General features: G+C 65.5%; 26 protein-coding genes. 13 read left to right on the forward strand and 13 right to left on the reverse strand.

Features of this window, described 5'->3' with window-relative positions; genetic code table 11:
- Nucleotides 1-68: 68 nt before the first annotated feature.
- Together QO014_RS10695 and QO014_RS10700 are read right to left on the reverse strand one after the other, a co-directional pair.
- Nucleotides 69-791 carry a response regulator gene (locus QO014_RS10695; RefSeq protein ID WP_266348698.1) on the reverse strand — a complete coding sequence of 241 codons (723 nt, stop codon included), beginning with the start codon at nucleotides 789-791 and terminating at the stop codon, nucleotides 69-71.
- A gap of 105 nt (nucleotides 792-896) precedes the next feature.
- Nucleotides 897-1433, reverse strand: coding sequence for a MarR family winged helix-turn-helix transcriptional regulator (locus QO014_RS10700; protein ID WP_266348699.1), 537 nt, complete (start codon nucleotides 1431-1433; stop codon nucleotides 897-899).
- A gap of 276 nt (nucleotides 1434-1709) precedes the next feature.
- On the opposite strand from QO014_RS10700, the gene QO014_RS10705 reads away from it, so the two are divergent.
- On the forward strand, nucleotides 1710-2609 hold the full coding sequence (locus QO014_RS10705; RefSeq protein WP_266348700.1) for a branched-chain amino acid aminotransferase: 900 nt from the start codon (nucleotides 1710-1712) through the stop codon (nucleotides 2607-2609).
- A gap of 82 nt (nucleotides 2610-2691) precedes the next feature.
- On the opposite strand, the gene QO014_RS10710 is transcribed toward QO014_RS10705, so the two are convergent.
- From QO014_RS10710 to QO014_RS10720, 3 genes are all read right to left on the reverse strand, one after another.
- Nucleotides 2692-3027 (reverse strand): GIY-YIG nuclease family protein, encoded by a 336-nt coding sequence (locus QO014_RS10710; protein WP_266348701.1) that lies wholly within the window; start codon nucleotides 3025-3027, stop codon nucleotides 2692-2694.
- A gap of 272 nt (nucleotides 3028-3299) precedes the next feature.
- The gene (locus tag QO014_RS10715; RefSeq protein ID WP_266348702.1) at nucleotides 3300-3533 is read right to left on the reverse strand and encodes an amino acid transporter; all 234 of its coding nucleotides are present in this window, start codon (nucleotides 3531-3533) and stop codon (nucleotides 3300-3302) included.
- A 54-nt stretch (nucleotides 3534-3587) separates the two neighbouring features.
- A complete protein-coding gene (locus QO014_RS10720; RefSeq protein ID WP_266348703.1) occupies nucleotides 3588-3878 on the reverse strand; it encodes an accessory factor UbiK family protein in 291 nt (96 codons plus the stop codon).
- A 147-nt stretch (nucleotides 3879-4025) separates the two neighbouring features.
- Here QO014_RS10720 and lgt point away from each other — a divergent pair, with 147 nt between their 5' ends.
- The 5 genes from lgt (at nucleotide 4026) to QO014_RS10745 (ending at nucleotide 8501) form a co-directional block, all read left to right on the forward strand.
- Nucleotides 4026-4850, forward strand: a complete 825-nt coding sequence (lgt, locus tag QO014_RS10725; protein ID WP_370877124.1) for a prolipoprotein diacylglyceryl transferase — start codon at nucleotides 4026-4028, stop codon at nucleotides 4848-4850.
- On the forward strand, nucleotides 4847-5926 hold the full coding sequence (locus QO014_RS10730; protein ID WP_266348704.1) for a class I SAM-dependent methyltransferase: 1080 nt from the start codon (nucleotides 4847-4849) through the stop codon (nucleotides 5924-5926). Before lgt ends, QO014_RS10730 begins: the two co-directional genes overlap by 4 nt.
- Before the next feature lie 9 nt (nucleotides 5927-5935).
- Nucleotides 5936-6706 carry a peptidoglycan editing factor PgeF gene (gene pgeF, locus QO014_RS10735; protein ID WP_266348705.1) on the forward strand — a complete coding sequence of 257 codons (771 nt, stop codon included), beginning with the start codon at nucleotides 5936-5938 and terminating at the stop codon, nucleotides 6704-6706.
- A 244-nt stretch (nucleotides 6707-6950) separates the two neighbouring features.
- A complete protein-coding gene (locus QO014_RS10740) occupies nucleotides 6951-7394 on the forward strand; it encodes a hypothetical protein (protein ID WP_266348706.1) in 444 nt (147 codons plus the stop codon).
- Between the two features lie 174 nt (nucleotides 7395-7568).
- Nucleotides 7569-8501 (forward strand): ribose-phosphate pyrophosphokinase, encoded by a 933-nt coding sequence (locus QO014_RS10745; protein ID WP_307258244.1) that lies wholly within the window; start codon nucleotides 7569-7571, stop codon nucleotides 8499-8501.
- A gap of 58 nt (nucleotides 8502-8559) precedes the next feature.
- Here QO014_RS10745 and exbD read toward each other — a convergent pair whose 3' ends face one another.
- Nucleotides 8560-8979 carry a TonB system transport protein ExbD gene (exbD, locus tag QO014_RS10750; protein WP_266348708.1) on the reverse strand — a complete coding sequence of 140 codons (420 nt, stop codon included), beginning with the start codon at nucleotides 8977-8979 and terminating at the stop codon, nucleotides 8560-8562.
- 6 nt (nucleotides 8980-8985) lie between these two features.
- Nucleotides 8986-9909 carry a tonB-system energizer ExbB gene (gene exbB / locus QO014_RS10755; protein WP_266348709.1) on the reverse strand — a complete coding sequence of 308 codons (924 nt, stop codon included), beginning with the start codon at nucleotides 9907-9909 and terminating at the stop codon, nucleotides 8986-8988.
- Nucleotides 9910-10164: 255 nt separating this feature from the next.
- On the opposite strand from exbB, the gene QO014_RS10760 reads away from it, so the two are divergent.
- The 5 genes from QO014_RS10760 to ychF are packed head-to-tail and all read left to right on the forward strand — an operon-like array spanning nucleotide 10165 to nucleotide 13449.
- The gene (locus tag QO014_RS10760) at nucleotides 10165-10845 is read left to right on the forward strand and encodes a 50S ribosomal protein L25/general stress protein Ctc (RefSeq protein WP_266348710.1); all 681 of its coding nucleotides are present in this window, start codon (nucleotides 10165-10167) and stop codon (nucleotides 10843-10845) included.
- A gap of 39 nt (nucleotides 10846-10884) precedes the next feature.
- Entirely contained in the window at nucleotides 10885-11616 is a 732-nt protein-coding gene (pth, locus tag QO014_RS10765) for an aminoacyl-tRNA hydrolase (protein WP_266348711.1), read from the forward strand.
- A 57-nt stretch (nucleotides 11617-11673) separates the two neighbouring features.
- The gene (locus QO014_RS10770; RefSeq protein ID WP_266349332.1) at nucleotides 11674-12042 is read left to right on the forward strand and encodes a hypothetical protein; all 369 of its coding nucleotides are present in this window, start codon (nucleotides 11674-11676) and stop codon (nucleotides 12040-12042) included.
- Nucleotides 11933-12343: a PIN domain-containing protein gene (locus QO014_RS10775; RefSeq protein WP_266349300.1), complete on the forward strand. Its 411-nt coding sequence runs from the start codon at nucleotides 11933-11935 to the stop codon at nucleotides 12341-12343. The genes QO014_RS10770 and QO014_RS10775 overlap by 110 nt, the downstream gene beginning before the upstream one ends.
- Nucleotides 12344-12354: 11 nt before the next feature.
- A complete protein-coding gene (ychF, locus tag QO014_RS10780; RefSeq protein WP_266348712.1) occupies nucleotides 12355-13449 on the forward strand; it encodes a redox-regulated ATPase YchF in 1095 nt (364 codons plus the stop codon).
- An 88-nt stretch (nucleotides 13450-13537) separates the two neighbouring features.
- On the opposite strand, the gene QO014_RS10785 is transcribed toward ychF, so the two are convergent.
- From QO014_RS10785 to QO014_RS10805, 5 genes are all read right to left on the reverse strand, one after another.
- The gene (locus QO014_RS10785) at nucleotides 13538-14887 is read right to left on the reverse strand and encodes a DUF4282 domain-containing protein (protein ID WP_266348713.1); all 1350 of its coding nucleotides are present in this window, start codon (nucleotides 14885-14887) and stop codon (nucleotides 13538-13540) included.
- 90 nt (nucleotides 14888-14977) lie between these two features.
- Entirely contained in the window at nucleotides 14978-15622 is a 645-nt protein-coding gene (locus tag QO014_RS10790) for a glutathione S-transferase family protein (protein WP_266348714.1), read from the reverse strand.
- A 2-nt stretch (nucleotides 15623-15624) separates the two neighbouring features.
- A complete protein-coding gene (locus tag QO014_RS10795) occupies nucleotides 15625-16167 on the reverse strand; it encodes an adenine phosphoribosyltransferase (RefSeq protein ID WP_266348715.1) in 543 nt (180 codons plus the stop codon).
- A 457-nt stretch (nucleotides 16168-16624) separates the two neighbouring features.
- A complete protein-coding gene (gene hemF / locus QO014_RS10800; RefSeq protein ID WP_266348716.1) occupies nucleotides 16625-17512 on the reverse strand; it encodes an oxygen-dependent coproporphyrinogen oxidase in 888 nt (295 codons plus the stop codon).
- Nucleotides 17499-17999, reverse strand: coding sequence for a tRNA (cytidine(34)-2'-O)-methyltransferase (locus QO014_RS10805; RefSeq protein WP_266348717.1), 501 nt, complete (start codon nucleotides 17997-17999; stop codon nucleotides 17499-17501). Before QO014_RS10805 ends, hemF begins: the two co-directional genes overlap by 14 nt.
- Before the next feature lie 62 nt (nucleotides 18000-18061).
- Here QO014_RS10805 and QO014_RS10810 point away from each other — a divergent pair, with 62 nt between their 5' ends.
- Nucleotides 18062-19912 carry an ABC transporter ATP-binding protein gene (locus QO014_RS10810; RefSeq protein WP_266348718.1) on the forward strand — a complete coding sequence of 617 codons (1851 nt, stop codon included), beginning with the start codon at nucleotides 18062-18064 and terminating at the stop codon, nucleotides 19910-19912.
- A gap of 465 nt (nucleotides 19913-20377) precedes the next feature.
- On the forward strand, nucleotides 20378-22213 hold the full coding sequence (locus QO014_RS10815; RefSeq protein ID WP_266348719.1) for an ABC transporter ATP-binding protein: 1836 nt from the start codon (nucleotides 20378-20380) through the stop codon (nucleotides 22211-22213).
- Between the two features lie 68 nt (nucleotides 22214-22281).
- On the opposite strand, the gene QO014_RS10820 is transcribed toward QO014_RS10815, so the two are convergent.
- Nucleotides 22282-22614 carry an antibiotic biosynthesis monooxygenase family protein gene (locus tag QO014_RS10820; RefSeq protein WP_266348720.1) on the reverse strand — a complete coding sequence of 111 codons (333 nt, stop codon included), beginning with the start codon at nucleotides 22612-22614 and terminating at the stop codon, nucleotides 22282-22284.
- Nucleotides 22615-22616: the final 2 nt, after the last annotated feature.

The following is a 22616-nucleotide window of genomic DNA, read 5'->3' on the forward strand; positions in this document are numbered from 1 at the left end:
AAGGGTGCGGCAGGTTATCCGTCAGGAGCCCGCCCTCCCGAGGGAGGTCCATGTCCCGCGATCGGCCATCACGCCTCCGTCACCAGCCGGTAGCCGACACCGCGCACCGTCTGCAGATAGAGCGGATTGGCCGGATCGATCTCGATCTTGCGCCTAAGCCGGTTGATCTGCACATCGATCGTGCGCTCGCCCGCCGGCTCATCCTCGGCGAGAAGCGACAGGCGCGGCACGGTGTCGTTCGGCGTCGCGGCAAAGACGGCCATGATCTGGCGCTCGCGATCCGTGAGGCGGATGACCTCCTGCCCCCGCTTCAACTCACGCCGGCCGATATGGAAGGTGAACGGGCCGAAGCGGAGTTGCTCGATCAACGGCGCGGGCGCGGCCGGGGCACCGCGCTTCAGGATCGCGTTGATCCTGAGCACCAGCTCGCGCGGCTCGAACGGCTTGCCGAGATAATCGTCGGCGCCGCCCTCGAGGCCGATGATGCGGTGCTCGATCTCGGCGCGCGCCGTCAGCATCAGGATCGGGACGTCCATGCTCTGGCGCAGGCTGCGCAACAGCTCGACACCGCTCTCGCCCGGCATCATCACGTCGAGCACCAGCAGGTCGAACGTCATGCCGGCGAGCCGGCTGCGCGCCTCCGCCGCATTGGCCGCGACATCGACGCGGAAGCCGTTATCGGTCAGATAGCGCGAGAGCAGCGTGCGGATGCGCTGGTCATCGTCAATGACGAGAAGATGCGGCGCATCATCCGCAAGCGGCGCTAGTTCCGGGCTGGCCAATCCGCTCATCTCGGTTCTCCCTCAGACTGAGCTTGCATGGAAAATGGGGCCGGGTTGAGCCGAAAATCGGGCTTCGGCAACCAGAGCGCAGCGATAGCCCATTCTCCGATCAAGTCAGCGGTTGATCTTCCGCCAGACCTTATCGCGCTCCGCAGGGTCGATCATCAAGCGGAGAAAGCGCTCCGCGGCGACACGGCCCTCGGGCTCCAGCGCCGACAGCGCCGCATTGATCCGCCGGGCCTGCGGCTCGAACAGCCGCTCGGCCAGCGCCCTGCCCTTCTCGGTCGGATAAAGCAGCCTTTGCCGGCGGTCGACCGGGCCGGGCACCTGGTCGATGAAGCCGGTATCGATCAATTGTTTGAGAACGCGGCCGAGACTCTGCTTGGTGATCTTCAAGATATCGAGCAGTTCCGCCACCCGCATGCCGGGATTCCGATTGACGAAGTGCACCACGCGATGATGCGCACGCCCGAAATCATAGGTCTCCAGCACGGCATCGGGGTCGGAGACGAAGTCTCGATACGCGTAAAAGAGCAGTTCGATCAAGACGATCTCGGGAATCTCGGCGACCGACAAGGGAGTCGTGACGATGGCGCCCTCGCCCGTCGCGGCCTGATCCGGTTCCACACCTGCGAAATTTACGTCAGTCATATTGACATATTTCGGTTCGATTGTTACTTGAATGGCCGTCGCGACGAAATGTTCGAACGCGCCCGCCGCTGCCCATCCGCGAAACAGCTTCGCGAGATCGTGCCACGACCGGCACTTTACCGACTGTTTCCTTGTGGCGCAAAATCGGCCGCCCAGCATGACGGCTTTCCGCCGCGCACCATGCGGCATTACAGTGTCGGCACGGCAAGGAAACAGAACCCGGACCGACGAGATGACAGGGCCGACCCGATCGGTCCGCTTGAGGGAGTAACGAAGATGAGCGCGGTTGCCTTCGACCAGAAAGATGGCTGGATCTGGTTCAACGGATCCTTTGTTCCGTGGAAGGACGCGAAGATTCACGTGCTGACGCACGGCCTGCACTATGCGAGCGCCGTGTTCGAGGGCGAGCGGGCCTATGGCGGCACCGTCTTCAAGCTGCGCGAGCACACGCAGCGCCTGTTCGATTCGGCCAGGATCCTCGATTTCGAGATCCCCTACACGCTGCAGGAGATCGACGACGCGACGCAGGCGACGCTGGCGAAGAACGGCCTCGTCGACGGCTATCTGCGCCCGATCGCCTGGCGCGGCAGCGAGATGATGGGCGTCTCCGCCCAGCACAACAAGATCAACGTGGCGATCGCCGCCTGGGAATGGCCGTCCTATTTCAGCCCGGCCGAGCGACTGAAGGGCATCCGCCTCGATTGGGCGAAATATCGCCGCCCCGATCCGCGGACCGCACCCTCGCTCGCCAAGGCGTCCGGCCTCTACATGATCTGCACGATCTCAAAGCATGAGGCCGAGCGCCGCGGCTATGCCGATGCGCTGATGCTGGACTGGGAAGGCAATGTCGCCGAGGCGACGGGCGCCAACGTCTTCTTCGTCAAGGACGGCGTCATCCACACGCCGCTCGCCGATCGCTTCCTGAACGGCATCACGCGCCAGACGGTCATCGGCCTCGCCAAGGCGCGCGGCATCGAAGTCGTCGAGCGCCGGATCCTCCCGGAAGAACTGTCGACCTTCTCGGAATGCTGGCTCTGCGGCACGGCCGCCGAAGTCACCCCGGTTTCCGAGATCGGCGAATATCGCTTCACGCCGGGCAAGATCAGCGAAATGCTGATGAACGACTACACGGCCGCGACCGTTCCGGCAGCCGAGAAGCTCGCCGTCAACGCCTGATCCCGGCGATCAAGGACTATCCAACGGCCGGGGATTTCTCCGGCCGTTTTCTTTGGTGACTGTCGGGCCGTCTTCGGGGCGGTCAGAGCGGCTGCGCGTCCAGCGCCGCACGCCAATGGGCGCAACGCTCCTTCAGAAGCGCCTTCTGGATATAGGCGGTCTCTTCCTTCTCCAGCCGTTCGAGCACTTCGAAACCGAGGCTCGCCGCGCCATGATCGCGCCAGGCGGCCTGCAGCGTCGGCGCCGTATGGCTGCCGAGATTGAGCGTGAACCAGATCCGGTTCTGGATCGCGTCGAGATCGGGCGTCTGCCCGACCCAGCGATCACCCGTCGCAGCGCAGCGGATCAAATAGATGCCGCTCGGACTCTCGCGCTTCTTGTAGGCGGCCACGGCCGCCTTCCGGTCTTCGATTTTCATGAGGACGCTCCATCCATCGGCCAAGGACCGAGACGAGCCTTCTCATCGCTCGCCGGAGCACTGTTTTACCCGGATGATATCAGAAGGTCAATATTACCCGGCTAAAACAAACCGGCTTCGTCCCGCCGGGCGGAAGACCCGGTCGGGTCATCAGGGCTTGCCAGCGCCGTGATGATTGGACGAATCATGCCTCGTAGCGATCCAGTACGCCCATCCCGCGAGCGCCAGGCCACTGGCTGCAAACGTCAACGCGAAGAACAGACTATCGACCGTCATTCGATCAGGCCCTTCAGGACACGCCGAGCCAGTTGATGCGCGCCGGCGCTCACACCAATGAATATGAGACTGATCGATACGACAATCAACCGGTCGGGATGGCCCGGATTGGTGGCATAGAATGCCGAAAGGATCTGAGCCAACCCGCCGACCGCAAAAAGTGCAATCGCAATGCCGTTCAGAAATGAAGCAGTCAGCTTCCGCTGCTCATTCTGAACCAACTTGTTCATTCAACATCCCGATCGACGGAATTCGAAGGCCATCACACTTGCCTTGCCTCTGAATCACGCCTCCGGCGGCGCGGCCACGATGTGGCCCTGTGTCAGCACGGCGAGCTTGGCTTCGAGCTCGGCGACCTTGGCCGCCAGTGCCTCGTTCTCGGCGCGGGCCTTCTGGGCCATTTCGCGCACGACATCGAATTCCTCGCGCTTGACGAAATCCATGTCCGAGAAGAAGCGCTCGGCCTGATGCTTCATCACCGTCTCGGCTTCGCGCTTGACGCCCTGCGCAACGCCGGCGGCATCCGTCATCAGTTTCGCGAATTCGTCGAACAGGCGGTTCGAACCCTGGTCCATGGAAACCTCCGAGGGACAGATCAACTCATTCTACTATGGGCGGCCGGACGAGCCGGAACAAGGGTGGCAGAGCGTCACGCGCGCCGGACTTGACCCTTTCCCCCGGATCAGCGCACCAATGCGGCCCGGTCCCTGTCGGAGCCCCTCATGCTCTATGTCCTGCCCTTTCCCGCCATCGATCCGGTGCTGATCTCGGTCGGGCCGTTCGCGATCCGCTGGTATGCGCTGGCCTATATCGTCGGCATCCTGTTCGGCTGGTGGTACGCGAAGCGCCTCGTCGGCAGCCCGAAGCTCTGGGGCCCCGGCGGCGCGCCGATCAAGCCGATCGACATCGACGATCTCGTCGTCTGGGCGACGCTCGGCATCATACTGGGCGGGCGGATCGGCTATGTGCTGTTCTATGATTTCGCGCGCTTCATGGCGGCACCTGCCGAGATCTTCGCCGTCTGGCATGGCGGCATGTCGTTTCACGGCGGCTTCCTCGGCACTGTCGTCGCCATGGTGCTCTTCGCCCGCTCACGCCGCATTCCGGTCTGGTCGCTGATCGATGTCGTGGCACCCGGCGTCACGATCGGCCTGATGCTCGGGCGGATCGCGAATTTCATCAATGGCGAGCTCTGGGGCCGCGCTACCGACGTGCCCTGGGCGATGGTGTTTCCCAATGCCGACGACCAGCCGCGCCATCCGAGCCAGCTCTATGAAGCGGCGCTCGAAGGGCTGCTGCTCTTCCTCGTGCTGCGCTTCTTCACGCACTCGCAATTGCGGCTCAAGCAGTCTGGCTTCGTCTCGGCGGTCTTCGCGATCGGTTATGGCCTCGCGCGCATCGTCTCGGAGTTCTTCCGCGAGCCCGACATCCAGATCGGCTATTTCTCCGGCGGCCTCACCATGGGCATGCTGCTTTCGCTGCCGCTGGTCCTTGCCGGCATCATCCTGCTGGTGGTCGTGATGCGCCGGCCCATGGGCGGCGCATGACGCAGGCGGGCGCAACGCTGACGCCGCTCGGCGAAAGGCTGCTCGGCCGGATCGAGAATTTCGGCCCAATCACCATCGCCGACTATATGGCGGCCTGCCTCGGCGATCCCGAGCACGGCTATTACATGGCGCGCGAACCTTTCGGCACGGCTGGCGACTTCATCACCGCGCCGGAAGTGAGCCAGATGTTCGGCGAGTTGATCGGGCTCTGGGCCGTCGAGACCTGGAACCGGATGGGGCGGCCCGACCCCTTCGTGCTCGCAGAGCTCGGTCCCGGCCGCGGCACGCTGATGGCCGACGCGCTCCGCGCCGCCCGCGCTCAGCCGGCCTTCGAGGCCGCCGCGCGGATCGTCATGGTCGAGACGAGCCCAAGGCTGCGAGCCCGCCAGCAGGCGACGCTCGCGGCGCATGACATCGCATGGGCCGATCGCATCGAAGACCTGCCGGATGGTCCGGTGATCATCATCGCCAACGAATTCTTCGACGCGTTGCCGGTTCGCCAGTTCCTGCGCGTCGGCACGGGCTGGGCCGAGCGCATGGTCGGCGTGGAAGATGGCCGCCTGATCTTCGGCCTTCGTCCCGATGCGCATTTCGAAGGCGCCGATCCGAACCTGCCGGACGGCGCGCTGGTCGAGATCGCCTCGGTCAGCGCCGCGATCATGGCGGCGATCGCCGAGCGGCTGGTGCGCTTCGGCGGCGCCCTGCTCGCAATCGATTATGGTCATGCCGGGATCGGCACGGGCGATACGCTGCAGGCCGTCCGCGCGCATCAGTTCGACGATCCGCTCGCTCATCCCGGCGAGGCGGACCTGACCGTCCATGTCGATTTCGGCCTGCTCGCCCGCATCGCGGCCGCCCATGGCGCCACGCCCGCACCGATCTGGACGCAGGGCGATTTCCTGCTCGCCCTCGGCCTCCTCGAACGCGCCGGCCGGCTTGGTGCCGGCAAGGATGCCGAAACCCAGGACGCGATACGCTCGGCCGTCGCGCGCCTCGCCGGCCCCGAGGCGATGGGGACGCTGTTCAAGGTTCTCGCCGTCGCAGCCCCCGGCCTCGCTTTGCCGCCCTTTGCCTGAGGATATTCGATGAAGATCACAGCCGACGCTCTCTCCGCCCTGCCCGGCATCCGCCACGGCTTCTACACGCGCGCCGGCGGCGTTTCGGACGGCATCTATGCGAGCTTGAATTGCGGCGTCGGCTCGGCGGATGAGCGCCTGAACGTGCTCGAAAACCGTGCCCGCGTCACGGCCGATCTCGGTGTCGCCCCCGACCGCCTCGCTACCCCGTATCAGGTCCACAGCCCCGATGTCGTGGTGGTCGACGAGGTCTGGGCACCGGGCGCAGGCCCGAAGGCCGACGCCGTCGTCACAGCAAGGCCGGGCATCGCGATCGGCATCGGAACCGCCGATTGCGGGCCGATCCTCTTCGCCGATGCCGAGGCTCGGGTGATCGGCGCGGCCCATTCCGGCTGGAAGGGTGCCTTCACCGGCGTGCTCGAGGCGACCGTTGCCGCCATGGAAGGCCTCGGCGCGCGGCGAGAGCGCATCGTCGCCGTGCTCGGCCCGACCATTTCGGCCGCCGCCTATGAAGTCGGGCCGGAATTCCACGCCCGCTTCGTCGCCGCCGACCCTGCCAATGCCCGCTTCTTCGTGCGCTCGGAGCGGCCGGAGCATCACCGCTTCGATCTTCCCGCCTATATCGGCATGCGCCTGCGGGCCGCCCGACTCGGCACCGTCGACGATCTCGCGCTCTGCACCTATGCCGATCCCGCGCGCTTCTTTTCCTACCGTCGCACGACCCATGCCGCCGAGCCCGACTATGGGCGGTTGCTGCACGCGATCGCCCTCGCGAAATGAGGGCGCGGAGAAGAAAACTCCACCGACAATCGTCGTTCTGCCGCCCTCTATTCTAGACCGCATGGCGATTTGCCGTTAGACAAGCAAGGGGGTCTTGGACGACCGCGCCGGAAGGACGATCGCCATGATGGTTAAGAGAAATTCCGTTTGGAGCATCGGCTTCGCGCTGCTGCTCGCATCCGTTTTGGCCGGATGTGGCACTGCTAATCAGCCCGGCGGATCAGGTGGTTCAGGCGAGCAGCCGGTGATCGGTTCTGCGACGGGAAATGGCGCGCCGACTGTGCCGGCGCCGCCCGCCGTTCCGTTCGCCGATGCCAAGTTTTCCTTCGCACCCGTGACCGGCGCGCCGGCCAGCATATTGAACAACCTCTCGGCCCAGCTCGGCCGCGAGGCGTTCGCGCAGCATGTGACGCTCGTCCCCGCCGGCGACCCGACGGCGACCTATGTGGTCAAGGGCTATCTCTCCGCGGTGGGCGACAGCTCCGGCACCATACTCGTCTATGTCTGGGACATATTCGACACGAGCGGCCGCCGTGTGCATCGCATATCGGGCCAGGAAACCTCCTCCACGGGCTCGCAGGACCCCTGGGGCGGCGTTACCCAGGACACGACGATCAACGTGGCGCGGCGGACCATTGGCGGCATTGTGGGCTGGGGAACGGCCCCGGCCGGCTCGGGTTCGTCCTGATCGGCCGCGCGCTCCGGCGCAACGCCGGGCCCGAGACAAGAAGCGCACTTTACCTGCGGGCGCGAATCGCATTTGCAGTGCGCCATCGCAGTTGATACAACGCCGCCGCCCGAACAATTGGCTCCCGACGGAGCCTTTTCCTATTCTCGACCTCCGATGACGGGACCCGAAACCTTGAAGCTGGTTGCCGGAAACTCCAACCGGGTGCTCGCCGAGGCGATCGCCACCTATCTCGAAATTCCGCTCGCCAAATGCATGGTTCGACGCTTTGCCGACCAGGAAGTATTCGTCGAGATCCAGGAAAACGTTCGCGGAGAGGACGTGTTCGTCATTCAGTCGACGAGCTTCCCCGCCAATGACCACCTCATGGAACTGCTCATCATCATCGATGCGCTGCGCCGTTCCTCCGCTCGCCGCATCACGGCGGTGCTGCCCTATTTCGGCTATGCCCGCCAGGACCGCAAGGCCGGCCCGCGCACCCCGATTTCCGCCAAGCTCGTCGCCAATCTGATCACCCATGCCGGCGCCGACCGCGTGCTCACGCTCGACCTGCATGCGGGCCAGATCCAGGGCTTCTTCGATATCCCGACCGACAATCTCTTCGCCGTGCCGGTGATCACGCGCGACATCAAAGAGCATTACGAGCTCCAGAACGTCATGGTCGTCTCGCCGGACGTCGGCGGCGTGGTGCGTGCGCGTGCGCTCGCCAAGCGCATCGATGCGCCGCTCGCCATCGTCGACAAGCGCCGCGAGCGCCCGGGTGAATCCGAGGTCATGAACATCATCGGCAATGTCGAGGGCCGCGATTGCCTGCTCTTCGACGATATCGTCGATTCAGGCGGCACGCTCTGCAACGCGGCCGAAGCGCTGCTCGCCAAGGGCGCGAAATCGGTCGTCGCCTATATCACCCATGGCGTGCTCTCCGGCGGCGCCGTCGCGCGCATCGGCTCGTCCATGCTGAAGGAACTGGTGATCACGGATTCGATCGCCCCGACCGAAGCAGTCCAGAACGCGGCCAACATCCGCGTGACCTCGATCGCCACCCTGCTCGGCGAAGCGATCAACCGCACGGCGAGCGAGAAGTCCGTTTCGAGCCTGTTCATCTAAGGCGTGAAGGCGCCATTGGCGCCTTCCGGTTCGCCCCGCCGATAGTCCCGCGCAGGCTTTACCGTCCGCCATCCATGCCGACGAGCGCGACCTTGGTATAGCCGGCGTCGCGCAGCGCGTTGATGAGTTCCATCAGGTCGCCATAGTCGACCTTGCGGTCGGCGCGCAGATAGATCCGCTCATCGCGATTGCCGCTGGTCGCCGCGTCGAGCGCGGCACCGAGCTGTTCGCGCTCGATCGCGTCATTGCCGAGCACCAGCGTCAGGTCGGTCTTCATCGAGATGAAGAGCGGCTTTTCCGTGCGCGGGGAGGCCTTGGCATTGGAGCGCGGCAGGTCGACCGGCGCGTCGACGGTGGCGAGCGGCGCCGCCACCATGAACACGATCAGCAGCACCAGCATCACGTCGATGAACGGCGTGACATTGATCTCGCTGTTCTCGGTCAGTTCGTCGTCATGACTTCCAAGGCGTGCGGCCATGACCCGTCACTCCGCCGCAGCCGCGAGCCGGGACGGGCCACGCAGCGCCGAACGATCGAGATCGCGCGACAGCAGGCGGAGCGTCTCGGCCGAGACATCGGCGATCGCGGCCTTGTTGCCGGCGATCATACGAGCGAACACGTTGTAGAACAGCACCGCCGGAATGGCGGCGACGAGGCCGACCCCGGTTGCAAACAGCGCCTCGGCGATGCCCGGCGCGACGATGGCGAGATTGGTCGTGTTCGCCTGGCTGATGCCGATGAAGGAATTCATGATGCCCCAGACCGTGCCGAACAGGCCGACAAAGGGCGAGAGCGAGCCGACCGAGGCAAGGACAGCCGTGCCGCGCGCCATGTCGCGACCGGCGCCCGCCTCGATCCGGTCGAAGCGCGAGACCACGCGCTCCTTGATGCCTTCATGTGAAAGCCCGTGCGAGAGCTCGACCTCCTCGGCCGCGGCGCGAACAATGCGCGCGCCGACATCCCGACGCCGCCCGATCTCGTCTTCCGCCTCGGCGAGCGAACGGGCATGAGCGATGCGCCGGCCAAGCGCGAGCGCGCGGCGGCGGACGCCTGCAAGCTCAAGCGTCTTGGTGAGGAAGATCGCCCAGGTCATGACGGAGGCGAGGGCCAGCGCGCCGATCACGGCCTTCACGACATGATCGGCGCCCATGAACATGCCGATTGGCGACAGATCATGCGGGAGGCTTCGCGGATCGACCGCATCGCTCAGATCGTCGGCGGCCTCGTCCGGCGTGTTGATCTCGTTGATCGAGGGATGGCCGGGCGGCAGGCCATCCGACGTCACGGCCGGCGCGGGCTCGCTCGCAGCGCCCGGTGTCTGGGCCGAGGCGGCGGAGACCGCCAACATCAACGTGATGAGGAGCGATGCAGCGAAGAGCGCTTCGCCACGATGACGGCGAATGGACATGGCCAGCCTGTCGATAAAGTTTACTTCAATACTCCGATTAATCGAGCGTTTGTCGAAACGCAAGGCGCGGGGCATGGTCGCGCGGTGAATTTGGCGCGGTGATCCAGTCCCGGGCGGCCGGTTTTCGGCCATTTCCCTTCGTTTCCGCCGCAGCGGCGCTTGTTCGCCGCCTCCCCTTCGTCTATAAGCACGTCGGCCGCGCCGACACCCCTGGAGGCACCGCGGCCATTTTTCGTTTGAACAAGGAGAATACCGATGAGCACCGCTTACGAGCTCACGGCCTCGGTACGTAACCGCGTGGGCAAGGGGGCCGCCCGGGCGTCGCGTCGCGAAGGCAAGATTCCCGCCGTCATCTACGGCGACAAGCAGGCCCCCCTGGCGATCGAGCTGTCGCACAAGGACATCTTCCTCAAGCTGCATGCCGGTGGCTTCCTGACCACGATCGCGACCATCGACGTCGATGGCCAGAAGATCCGCGTCCTGCCGCGCGACTATGCGCTGCATCCGGTCACCGACCAACCGATCCACGTCGATTTCCTGCGCATCTCGGCCCATTCGACGCTCCACGTCGAAATTCCGGTGCAGTTCATCAACGAGGACAAGTCGCCCGGCCTCAAGGCTGGCGGTTCGCTGAACATCGTTCGCCACGAGATCGAAGTGAACGCTCCGGTCGACGCGATCCCCGAGCGCATCACCGTCGACCTGGCGAGTGCCGAGATTGGCGATTCGATCCATATCTCGTCGGTCCAGCTGCCGGCTGGCGTGACCCCGGTCATCTCCGAGCGTGACTTCACGATCGCGACGATCGTGGCTCCGGTCGCGCTCACCGCCGAGGAAGTCGCCGCTGCGGCTGCCGCCGCTGCTGCTCCGACCGGCAAGCCCGGCGCGAAGGCTCCGGCCAAGGCTCCGGCGGCCGCGCCCGCCAAGGGTAAGTAAGGCGCCGCGAGGCAGTCGGTTCAGTGCAAGGGTAGCGTCATGCTCCTCATCGTCGGCCTCGGCAATCCCGGTGGCCAATACGCCCTGAACCGGCACAATATCGGCTTCATGGCGGCGGATGCGATCCACCGCCGCCATCGCTTCGGACCCTGGCGCATGCGCTTCCAGTCCGAAATTGCCGAGGGGACGCTGTCGGGGCGCAAGGTGCTCCTGATGAAGCCCCAGACCTATATGAACGAGAGCGGCCGCGCCGTTGGCGAAGCCGCCCGTTTCCTGAAGATCCCCAATGCCGACATCGTCGTGATGCATGACGAGCTCGACCTTCCGCCGGCCAAGGTCCGGATGAAGGTGGGCGGCGGCCATGGCGGCCATAACGGCCTGCGCTCGATCAGCGCGCATATCGGCGAGGATTACCGCCGCCTGCGCCTCGGCATCGGCCATCCAGGCTCCAAGGATCTCGTGCACGGCTATGTCCTGCACGATTTCGCGAAGGTCGACGGCGACTGGATCAATCCGCTGCTCGACGCCATCGCCGACAACGCTCCCCTCCTCGCCGACGACAAGGACAGCACCTTCGCCAATCGCCTGCACCGCGCGGGCGAGCCGGAAAAGGTCAAGAAGAAGCAGGAAGCGCTGGACGCCGAGCCCGTCATTGCAAAGCCGGCGATCACCAGGCCGGTCGTCGACAAGCCGGCAGCACCCGGCGCGGAAAAGCCGGCCGATGGCCCCTTCGCCGCGCAGTTGAAGCGCCTGCTCGGCAAGGGCGAATAGGCGGCATTGACTTATCGCCACGAAAACACGAAATCCGTGTAACACGGAGTTCGTGCCATGAAGAATGTAACCATCACGCTGGATGAGACTGTCGCGCAATGGGCCCGCGTCGAGGCGGCCAAGGCGGGCATGAGCCTGTCGCGCTGGATCGGTATGCGCCTGTCCCGGGAACGAGACGGCGCTCTATCCGCGGCCTCAGCCGACGACTGGCTCGACACGCCACTTTGGCCCTCCGCCGATCTGCCCCTTCCCAAGCGCGCCGAGCTTTACGAGAGCTTCTATGACCGTCCGGGTTTTCGTGGATACGAACGTCCTGATCTACAGTCGGGATCAACGCACGCCGGACAAGGCGAGCCGGTCAGTGGACTGGCTGAGGACGCTCCGGAATCAGGATGGGCTGGTGCTGAGCCCTCAGGTTCTGAATGAGGCGTTCTCTGTTTCAGGTCTGAAGTTCAGGGATGTGGCGAGCTCGGAAGTTGCCGAGTGGATCCGTCATCTCCAGCCCTATTGCACCGCTCCGCTGGATTCACGCACGGTCGGGCTGGCGCTCGATCTCCATCAGGAACACCGATTGGCCTGGTGGGACTGCCCGATCGTGGCTTCCGCGATAATGGCCGGTTGCGTCTACCTGCTCTCCGAGGATATGCAGCATCAACAACTCATCCGGACAGTCCGCGTCATCAACCCGTTCAGGGTCGCTCCGTCCGATATTCTGAATTCGAACTGATTGTAGAGATCATGGGTTTCAAATGCGGGATCGTGGGCCTGCCGAATGTCGGCAAGTCGACCCTCTTCAATGCGCTCACCAAGACGGCGGCGGCGCAGGCGGCCAATTATCCGTTCTGCACGATCGAGCCGAATACCGGCGAGGTCGCCGTGCCCGATCCGCGCCTCGACAAGCTCTGCGAGATCGGCAAATCGCAGAACATCGTGCCGACACGGCTGACCTTCGTCGATATTGCCGGCCTCGTGCGCGGCGCCTCGAAGGGTGAAGGCCTCGGCAACCAGTTCCTCGCCAATATCCGCGAGGTCGACGCCGTCGCCCATGTGCTGCGCTGCTTCGAGGATGGCGACATCACCCATGTCGAGGGCCGGGTCGATCCGGTCGCCGACGCCGAGACCGTCGAGACCGAGCTGATGCTCGCCGATCTCGACAGCCTCGAGCGCCGCATCGCGCCGCTGAAGAAACGCGCTGGCGCCGACAAGGATCTGAAGCTGCAGGTCGAGCTCATCGAGGGTGCGCTGGAACTGCTGCGCGAGGGCAAGCCGGCCCGCGCGCTCAAGGTGGCGCCCGAGGATCGCGCCGCCTTCGACGCCCTCAACCTGCTGACCTCGAAGCCTGTGCTCTATGTCTGCAATGTCGAGGAGGCTTCGGCCGCCACCGGCAACAAGCATTCCGAGCGCGTCGCCGAAATGGCGAAAGCGCAGGGCGCGGGCTGCGTCGTCATCTCGGCCGCGATCGAAGCCGAAATCGCGCAGTTGGACGCAGCCGAGCAGAAGGAATTCCTGGAGACGCTCGGCCTCGAGGAACCCGGCCTCGATCGCCTGATCCGCGCCGGCTACAAGCTGCTCGGCCTGATCACCTATTTCACCGTCGGCCCGAAGGAAGCCCGCGCCTGGACGATTCCCGCCGGCACCAAGGCGCCGCAGGCCGCCGCCGTGATCCATACCGATTTCGAGCGCGGCTTCATCCGCGCCCAGACGATCGGCTATGAAGACTATATCCGCCTCGGCGGCGAGGCGGGCGCCAAGGAAGCCGGCAAGGCGCGCGACGAAGGCAAGGACTATGTCGTCGCCGATGGCGACGTGCTGCTCTTCCGCTTCAATACCTGATGCCCGCGCGGCGCCGGGTCCCGGCGCCGCATGACCCTCGAGAACAGCGGTGCCTCCGAGGCGGCCGCTGTTTCATGCTGGCAGCTCCTCAGGCGGCGTCGCCGGTCTTGGCCTGACGCTGTGCGGCCTTTTGGGCCTTGGACGAACGGCTGCGGCCGCCCTTTGGCGGGGTCGGACGCGGATCGCTCCCCTGATCGGCCAGTTTCGGATCGGCCGGCTTCGGATCGGCCTTGGCCGGCGACACGGCCTCGGCCACCGCAGAACTCACCGCCGCACCTGCCGCCTCCCGCGCCAGCTCTTCGTCCACGGCCCGGCTGACGGCGGTCTTGACCTGCTCGACCACGTCCTCGAGTGCCCTCGCGACATCGAGGCTGGGCTCGGCATGCGTCGCCGGATCATTCTTCGAAGTTGCCTCGTCGCGCTCGCCGCCCGGCTCGATCGCCAGCGGAACCGGCGCGATATCCAGCAAGGCGGCCTTCGGCAGTTCTGGCTCGGCATCGACACGGGCCGGCGTCCGCGATGACGGGCGCGGATCGGGCGCATAGAGGTTCGCATGCCGCTCGGCGAGGCGCTCGACGAGATGCGGATCGGCGGCCTTGAGCAGGGGCGCGCGAACCTCGGGCACCGCGATCTCCGGCGCCCGCCTTTCGGCCAGGCGTCCCTCTATGGCGCGCTGCTCGGTCTGGCGCGATTCGGACGCGGAGGGGATCGCCTTCGGCTCGTGCAGCCTGTGCTCCGAAAGTCGCGCCTCCACGGCGCGCGTCTCGCTCGAGCGGTGTTCCGGCGAGCGCGGCTCATAGGTCCGGCCCTCCTGCGGCCGGTTCTCGCCCGGCTGCGCGTCCCAGGCGCGCGGCTCGGTGCGACGCGGCTCCGGCGCGCGGACCTCCCAGCTGCGGGCCGGACGCGACTCGCTGACCCTCGGCTCGGGTCTGGGCTCGACTCGTGCTTCAACCCTCGGCTCCGGCACGCGAACCTCGATCGCCTTCGGCTCGATGACCGGCTCATGCGCCCTGTGCTCGACGGCGCGCGTTTCCAGCCGCCGTGCCGCCTGGGCGCGGCTTTCGGCGAGCTTGCGCTCCAGCATGGCGAGTTCCGGGTCCTCGGCGACGGCCGCCTGGGGGGCGGCGGCGGGAGTCGGCGTCTCGGCCACGGCCAGCGTATTCTCGCGGATATCGAGCAGATTGTCGTTCATGCGGAACATGATGACGACGGCCTCGCAGAGCACGCGCGCACCGACGATCCCGGTCACGCCGCCGATAATGCTGAGCGCGATGGCCAGAAGGCCGCCGATGGGGCTCGACGACAGGAACTGCAGGCCGGCAAAGAGGCCGTAGCCCCCGAGCAGGACGCTCATTGCCGCCAGGAGCCAGAAGAGCAGTTCGATCACGGAGGTCGCGACGAACCTGTCCCATCTGAAAACGTCGAAGAAAGAAATCATGCCATCATCCCGATTGGGCAGAGATGGTACCCCCATGACAGGGTGGAGGTAAGGGCGCCCGAGATCAATGGGCGCAATGTTGCACCATCATCACAAGGCGCGACGGGCCGCCTCCTCCCAGGCGATGAACCCATCATCGGCCAGCATCGTCTCGACATAGCGGGCGGCAATCCCGGTGAGCGCGGGTTCATAGGTCCTGAAACGGCTGACGACCGGCGCGAACATCGCATCCGCTATGGTGAAATGACCGAAGAGATAGGGTCCGGACTGGCCATAGGCTGTGCGGCAATCGCAGAAGATCTGGTCGATACGGCGAATATCGGCTGCGACATCTTCGGAATCGATCCCCTGCCCCGGCAGATGGGCAAAAAGATCCATCGGCATTGCCATGCGCATTGGCCGGAAGCCGGAATGCATTTCGGCCGAAACCGAGCGCGCGACGGCCCGCGCCGCCGGATCGGACGGCCAGAGCCCTGCCTCGGGAAATGATTCGGCCAGATATTCGGCGATGGCGAGCGAATCCCAGACCTTGATCGGCGTATCGCTACGCCGGTCGATCAGGAGCGGAACGAAGCCGGAAGGGCTCACCGCCAGCACGTTCTCCCGCGTATCGGGCCGGCGCAGCTCGATCACGACCTCCTCGAACGAGGCCCCCGTCCGGCGCAGCGCGAGCCACGGCCGCATCGACCAGGTCGACCAGATCCGCGTACCGAGGACGATCGTGAAGTCCGTCATGATCAATGTCCGTCGAAGCTGATGAGCGTGCGCACGGGCACGTCCATGGCGCGCAGCTTGTCGGCGCCGCCCAGCACCGGCAGGTCGATGATGAAGCAGGCGGCCTCGACGATGGCGCCCTTGCCGCGCAGAAGCTTGATCGCCCCCTCGGCCGTTCCGCCGGTCGCGATCAGGTCGTCGACGAGGATGACGCGCTCGCCCGGTTCGACGGCGTCGACATGCATCTCGATCTCGTCGATGCCGTATTCGAGCGCATAGGAGACGCGGACGGTCTCATAGGGCAGCTTGCCCTTCTTGCGGATCGGCACGAAGCCGGCCGAAAGCTGGTGCGCCACCGCGCCGCCGACGATGAAGCCGCGCGCCTCGATTCCCGCGACCTTGTCGATCTTGGACCCGGCCCAGGGCTGGACCAGTTCGTCGATCGTGCGGCGAAACGCGCGCGCATCGCCCAGCAGTGTGGTGATGTCGCGAAAGACGATGCCCTTCTTGGGATAGTCGGGAATCGCGCGGACGGTGGCGGCAAAGTCGAACGGATCGGAGGACATGGGGGCTTTCGGAAAATGGGCTGCTATCTGCCGTAGGCTTGCCTCAGCTTCGCGGCCGCGTCCAGTCCGCGACCCCAAGCAGGCCCGCATTTCGCCCAAATCCCGCATGCCGGTTCACAATGGTCGCGCCCCGAGAGAACGCATGCGCGGCAATCATATCCCGTGCGCCCACGGGTGTAGCTCGGTTCTCCAGCGTCGATCTCAGTTCGAATCAGCGAATGCGAACTGGCCGCGTCCCGGGCGTTGAGCGCAGGCCCTTCTTCTCCTCTCTCGCGTAAGCGGGGGAGGACGGGAGGGGGCCAACTGCCGAGGCTTCGCCCTATGAAGTCCCCTCTCCAACTCTCCCCCGCTCCCGCGGGAGAGAGGGTGGGCCAGAGCTTGTTGCGCTCCCCAGAGTGAGGGCGAGCCAGGGAGACCGACTGGATGGAGTTCAGAGCCCCCCGCCTGAGAGCGGCCCCTACGGCCACTTCACCACGGGCGGCATGGAGGACAGGATCGAGTCGATATTGCCGCCGGTCTTCAGGCCGAAGATCGTACCGCGATCGTAGAGCAGGTTGAACTCGACATAGCGGCCGCGACGGATCAGCTGCTCCTCGCGGTCGGCCTCAGTCCAGGGCGTCTCGAAATTCGCCCGCACCAGCGCGTCGTAGATCGTCAGGAACGATGTGCCGACATCCTGCGTGAAGGCGAAATCGCCTTCCCAGTCGCCGGAATTGTGGCCGTCATAGAAGATGCCGCCAATGCCGCGCGGCTCGCCCCGATGCTTCAGGAAGAAATACTCGTCGCACCAATCCTTGTAGCGCTGGTAGTTCGCGACCGGATGCCGCTCGCAGGCGCCGCGCATGGCAGCGTGGAACGCGACTGCGTCGGGATCGTCCTGATTGCGGCGGCGATCCAGCACCGGCGTCAGGTCGGCGCCGCCACCGAACCACTGCCTGGTCGTGACGACCATGCGCGTGTTCATGTGCACGCAGGGCACGTTCGGGTTCGTCATATGGGCGATCAGCGAGATGCCGCCGGCCCAGAAGCGCGGGTCCTCGCTGGCGCCGGGGATGTCCTTGGCGAATTCCGGCGCGAAGGAGCCGTGCACCGTCGAAACGTGCACGCCGATCTTCTCGAACAGCCGGCCGCGCATGATCGCCATCGTGCCGCCGCCGCCCGGCGTGCCGGTATGATCGGTGCGCTGCCAGGGTGTCTTCTCGAATCGCCCCGGCGCGCCCTGATAGAGCGAGGACGGCGCGTCGTCTTCCAGCTTCTCGAATGCGGCCGTGATCCGGCCCTGCAATTCGGCAAACCAGGCGCCCGCGCGGGCTTTCTTCTCGTCGAGACCTTCAGGCAACGTCATTTTCGTTTTCCTTGCGAACAGCGGTCAGCTCGGGCAGCCCGTGGGTCTGCCGGAGCGCTTCGCCTGTTACCATGGCAACCGTCATGGCGAGATTGATCGAACGCAAACCGGGCCGCATCGGAACGATCAGCCGCTGATCGGCTTGACTGTGGACATGCTCCGGCACGCCGGCGCTTTCGCGTCCGAAGAGCAGCACGTCATCGGCGCGATAGGTGAAATCGAGATAGGATCGCTCGGCCCGGGTCGAGAACAGGATGAGTCGGGCGCCCGCCGCGCGCCTTCCATTCTCGAATGTTTCGAACGAGACGTGGCGCGTCAGCGCCGCGCGCTCCACATAATCCATGCCGGCGCGCTTTAGGCCGCGATCGGAGAGATCGAAGCCGGCGGGCTCGATGATATCGACCCCGACGCCGAGGCAGGCGGCAAAGCGCAGGATCGCACCGGTATTGTGCGGAATGTCGGGCTGGTAGAGGGCGATGCGGGGCATGAATCCGGATTTTCGGTGGTGGCGGCTGACCCTCAGGCAGCCGAAGTGATACAGGGTCGGACATGCTCCGCTATTTCGAACATCTGATCGATCCCTTCATTGCCGAGGAGGATGATCCGCCGACCGGGCTGATCGCCTTCTACCGCCATTTCCTGCAGCCTGTCTGGCCCTTTGTTGCCGCGCTGATGGCGGCCGGCCTGCTGGTCTCGCTCGCCGAGGTCGCGATCTATTCCTATGTCGGCCGTCTGGTCGACATGATGTCAAAGGGCCAGCCGGCCGGATTCTTCGCCGAGCATGGCTGGCAGCTCGCCGGCATGGCGCTGGTGGTGATCGTGCTGCGGCCGCTGGTCAATGCGATCCAGACCATCCTCTCGAACCAGACCCTGCCGCCGGCGCTCACCGCCCGCGTGCGCTGGCTCAACCATCTCCATGTGATCGGCCAGTCCTATTCGTTCTTCCAGAACGATTTCTCCGGCCGCATCGTCACCAAGATCGTCCAGACCGGTTCGGCGCTGACGCAATCGATCACGCAGGTCATCGATGCGCTCTGGGTGATCTCGGTCTTCGTCGTCTCGGCCCTGTTCATCTTCGCCGATGTCAGCCTCGTCATGGCCGTGCCGCTCGTGATCTGGGTGGCCGTGCTGGCGAGCCTCGCCGCCTATTTCGTGCCGCGCGTGCGCAAGCGCGCCGCCGCCGCCTCGGAAGCGCGCTCTCTGCTCACCGGCAAGCTCGCCGACATCTACGGCAACATCCAGACGGTGAAGCTCTTCGCCCGCGACGGCCGCGAGGAAGAGACAGCCAGGACCGCGATCGCAGACCAGACCAACCGTCTGCTCGACCAGAACCGTCTGCTGACGACGCTGTCGATCCTGCTGCAATTCTCCAACGCGCTCCTGATCGGTGCGACGGGCGCGGCCTCGGTCTATCTCTGGACCCATGGCGGCATGAGCGCCGGCGAAACCGCCGTGGCGCTCGGCCTCGTCATGCGGCTGACCGTCATGTCGGGCCGCGTGATGATGACGCTGACCGGCCTGTTCGACAATGTCGGCACGGTCGAGGACGGCATGCGCACCATCGCCCGCCCGCACGGCCTGATCGACCAGCCCGATGCGGCGGAACTGGTGGTCACCAAGGGCGAGATCGCCTTCGACCATGTCGGCTTCGCCTATGGCGGCAAGACGCCGGTGCTGCGCGGCGTCGATCTGACGATCAGGCCCGGCGAGCGCATCGGCCTCGTCGGCCGCTCCGGCGCCGGCAAGACGACGCTGGTGAGCCTGCTCCTGCGCCTCTACGACGTCGAGGCCGGCGCGATCCGCATTGACGGGCAGGATATCTCGACCGTCACGCAGGGTTCGCTGCGCGCCGCCATCGGCGTGGTGACGCAGGATACCGCGCTCCTGAACCGCTCGATCCGCGATAATATCCGCTATGGCCGGCCCGATGCGGACGATGCCGCCGTGATCGCCGCGGCGAGGCAGGCCTCGGCCGACGGCTTCATCGCCGGCCTCGCCGATCCGCGCGGGCGCACCGGCTATGACGCACATACCGGTGAGCGCGGCGTCAAGCTCTCTGGCGGCCAGCGCCAGCGCATCGCCATTGCCCGCGTGCTGCTGAAGGACGCGCCGATCCTCGTTCTCGACGAGGCCACCTCGGCGCTCGATTCGGAGATCGAGGCCGTGATCCAGGAGAAGCTCGAAACGCTGATGGAGGGCAAGACGGTGATCGCCATCGCGCACCGCCTCTCCACCATCGCGGCGATGGACCGCCTCGTCGTGATGGATGACGGCCGCGTCGTCGAGACCGGCACGCATGCCGAGCTCCTGGCCGCACAAGGCCTCTACGCCGCGCTCTGGGCCCGCCAGTCCGGCGGCTTCCTCGGCGACCGCGCCCCGCACGAGATCGCGGCGGAGTAGCGTCGCCCATTTGACCACTGTCCCTCTCCTCGCGGGAGAGCCGGCAAACCGCCACGAACTCCACTGTCACCCAACGGCAACAGCCAAGTCGAAACGCCTGCGACCGCGCAGATTGGGACTGCAACGGCATTTGTCATGCGGCTATAAGACAATTGTTGGTCATGAGCTCTTCATCGGGAAGAGCGGCGCGCAAGGCATGGAGGGTTGTATGGATAATGTCCGTTCGAACAACCGGTCCGCGATGTGCCTGCGTCAGATGACTGCCACTTTCCTTATCTGACACGTAATCGATCGAGCGGCCCGTACTGACGCCACAGGCGTCTTCCGGGCATCAGCATTCCGATCGTTCATCAGGCTTTTCCGCGGCCGGGCCGTCGCTTGCGCGTGTCCCGCCAGGGCCGCGCCGCGTGCCGCCTCCCGCACCCTTCCGTCCGCGCCGCTCCTGCCTTTCTTTCGGGGTCCACCATGTTCCGCTTCTTCGAAAACCTCATCGATCCGTTCCGCGCCCATGACGAGACGATGCCGCCGGCGACCCTGCTCGGCTTCTATTGGCGCTACTGCCGTCAGGTCTGGCCCTATCTGCTCGCGCTGATGGCCGTCGGCCTCGTCGTGTCGCTGATCGAAATTTCGATGCTGCGCTATATCGGCTCGATCGTCGACCTGCTCAAGGCGACCTCCCCGACGCAGATCATGGCCGATTACGGCCCGACCTTCCTGTGGATGGGCTTCGTGATCCTGATCGCGCGCCCGATCGCGCAGGTGGCGCACGACCTGCTGAACCAGCAGGCGATCGCGCCCTCCTTCACCAACATGATCCGCTGGCAGACGCATCATTACGTGATGCGCCAGTCGATCACCTTCTTCGCCAATGATTTCGCCGGCCGTATCGCCTCGAAGATCGTGCAGACCGGGCCGGCGCTGCGCGAATCGGTGGTGCAGGTGATCGACGCGCTCTGGTTCGTGACGATTTTCGCCGGCTCCGCCCTCGTCATCTTCTGGAGCGCGGATTGGCGGCTCGCCATGCCGCTCATCGGCTGGATCCTCGCCTATGTCACGACGCTGGTCTATTTCGTGCCACGCATCCGCGACCGCGCCACGATCATGTCGGAGATGCGCTCGCTCGTCACGGGCCGCATCGTCGACAGCTACACCAATGTGCAGACGGTGAAGCTGTTCGCCCATCCCGACCGCGAGGACGAATACGCCAAGGAATCGCTCGTCCAGCATACGGAGACGTTTCGCAGCGAGACACGGCTGATCACGCTGATGAACGCGACCGTCTCGACGCTGAACGGCATTCTCGTCGTCGGCACGGGCGCCCTCGCGATATGGCTCTGGTCCATGAACGACATCACGCTCGGCGCGATCGCGCTCGCCTCGGGCCTCGCGATCCGCATCACCAACATGTCCGGCTGGATCATGTGGGTGTCGATCGGCATCTTCGAGCAGATGGGCACGGTGCAGGAAGGCCTCGAGACGATCGCGCGGCCCTATGCGCTGCTCGACAAGCCCGACGCGCGGGACCTCGTCGCCGACAAGGGCGAGATCCGCTTCGATAATGTCCGCTTCCACTACGGCAAGAAGGGCGGGATCATCGAGGACCTCTCCTTCACGATCAAACCCGGCGAAAAGGTCGGGCTGGTCGGCCGCTCGGGCGCGGGCAAGTCGACGCTGGTCAACCTGCTGCTGCGCTTCTACGACGTGGAGAGCGGGCAGATCCTGATCGACGGGCAGAACGTCTCCAATGTGAGGCAGGACAGCCTGCGCCGCCAGATCGGCCTCGTCACGCAGGATACCTCGCTGCTGCATCGCTCGGTGCGCGACAACATTCTCTACGGCATGCCCAATGCCACGGAGGCCGAAGTCGTCGAGGCGACGCATCAGGCGCATGCGGCCGAGTTCATCGGCGGCCTCTCCGATCCGCATGGCCGCATCGGCCTCGATGCCCATGTCGGCGAGCGCGGCGTCAAGCTCTCAGGCGGCCAGCGCCAGCGCATCGCGATCGCCCGCGTCCTGCTGAAGGACGCGCCGATCCTGATCCTGGACGAGGCGACCTCGGCGCTCGATTCGGAGGTGGAGGCGGCGATCCAGGAGAGCTTCTTCCGCCTGATGGCCGGCAAGACGGTGATCGCGATCGCCCACCGCCTGTCGACCATCGCCGCCATGGACCGGTTGATCGTGCTCGACAAAGGCCACATCGTCGAGACCGGCAGCCATGAGGAGCTGCTGCGCCAGAACGGGCTCTATGCCAGCCTCTGGCGCCGCCAGTCGGGTGGCTTCCTCGACCTCGACGCGGCCTGACGTGACGCCCTCGCCCTGCCCTCTCCCGTCCCGGCGGGAGTGGAACGGGCGAGGGTCTCGCCGCCGGCTCAGATCCCCAGCCGTCGATAGCTCGCAATGTCGGCCTTCACACCCGGCTGCGCCAGGAATGCCTGCCGGTCGAAGCCGATCTCGGCATGGCGCTTCAGCACGGCGGCGGTGACCTTCCCGATCGCATCGGCGCTGGCCCACTCGACCAGCGTCACGATGTTGAATTCGCCGGGCCCCGATTCCTGCTCGAGAATGTAGTCGCGCACGAACCCTTCCTGCTGCCGCAGCACGGCGTGGGTCTGCTCGATCCGCTCGATGAACGCATCGCGCAATCCCGCCGGCACGACGAACTTGTCGACGCGATAGAGTTCGCTGCCCGTTTCCTGAACCATAA

Source organism: Kaistia dalseonensis (assembly GCF_030814715.1).
Taxonomy (GTDB): Bacteria; Pseudomonadota; Alphaproteobacteria; order Rhizobiales; family Kaistiaceae; genus Kaistia; species Kaistia dalseonensis.